Origin of the sequence: Rhizobium sp. AC44/96 (assembly GCF_001692185.1) — a bacterium.
In the GTDB taxonomy this organism is placed as follows: Bacteria; Pseudomonadota; Alphaproteobacteria; order Rhizobiales; family Rhizobiaceae; genus Rhizobium.
The window spans coordinates 1-1,115 of record NZ_LXKO01000040.1; the positions used below are offsets into that span (position 1 = coordinate 1).

The window sequence follows — 1,115 nt, forward strand, 5'->3', positions numbered from 1 at the left end:
TGGAGAAGCTAACCCAAGTGCGTCATGCCCGTCTTCAAGGGTAGGGGATCAGCCTCCCTCTTGCAAATGCGCCATGAACACTTCGGTCGGTGTCCTGTATCCGAGGCATTTGCGCGGTTGATCGTTGATATGGCGCCCGAGATGGAGAAGGTCGCGTTGTGACACAATTGCCAGGTCTGTGGTGCCCGGCAGGAAACGTCGAACGCGCTTGTTGGTGTTCTCGACGGTTCCTTTTTGCCACGGCGCACTTGGGTCGCAAAACCAGCTATGCGCGCCGATCCCTTCTTCCAAAGCCCTGAATCCGGCAAACTCGGTACCGCGATCAAACGTGAAGCTCTGACGCGCAAAGGCCGGCAAAGGCGAAAAAGCTCTGATGATCTTGTCCATGATCGGGCGAGAATGCCGGCTTGGATTCTTGATGAGAACGGTGTAGCGGCTCTTGCGCTCGACGAGCGACGTGACATTGGCATGGCCGAGTGGACGCTCAAAGATGAGGAGGTCGCCCTCCCAATGTCCAAACTGCGATCTATCTCCAATAAAATCAGGACGTTGGGATATGCGGTGCGAGGCTGGAAACACACCGTCGCGCGGCTTCCTGGAGCGCAGTGGACGACGTTTGCGACGCGCTTCCGGTAGATACTGATAGAGGCCAAGCCCGTAATCTTCCTTGCTGTAAATGAAGCGGTAGATTGTCTCTTTACAGACGCGGACGAGGCTGCGCCCCTCTAACAACAGGCGCCCGGCAATCTGCTCCGGAGACCAGCGTGCCTCCAACTGGGTGATGATCTCCGTGCGTAAATTCGGGTGCCGCCGCAGCTTTCTCAGCCGGCGTCGCCGGTCCTTGGAGATATCGTGAGCTACCGTGCTGTAGTAGCCGTCGTAGTCCGGCAGTTCACGATCGCGAAACGTGTTGCGCTTGATCTCGCGGTAAATCGTCGAACGATGGCGGCCAAGCTGACGGGCCATTTCGTTGATGGGAACTTTTGCCGCCACCAGCTGATGTAGGCGTCGTCGGTCGGCGAGAGCAAGCTGCGTATAGCATCGGGACATGCCAAAATCTCCAAAGTGAAGCCGTTGAAATCATTGGCATGTCGCACTTGGAAATAGAATGTACC

At 56.7% G+C, this 1,115-nt stretch carries 1 protein-coding gene; it reads right to left on the reverse strand.

What is annotated here, in order from left to right; translation table 11 throughout:
* Positions 1 to 48 precede the first annotated feature (48 nt).
* Positions 49 to 1,050, reverse strand: coding sequence for an IS30 family transposase (locus A6U87_RS26875; RefSeq protein WP_065694384.1), 1,002 nt, complete (start codon positions 1,048 to 1,050; stop codon positions 49 to 51).
* Positions 1,051 to 1,115 lie beyond the last annotated feature (65 nt).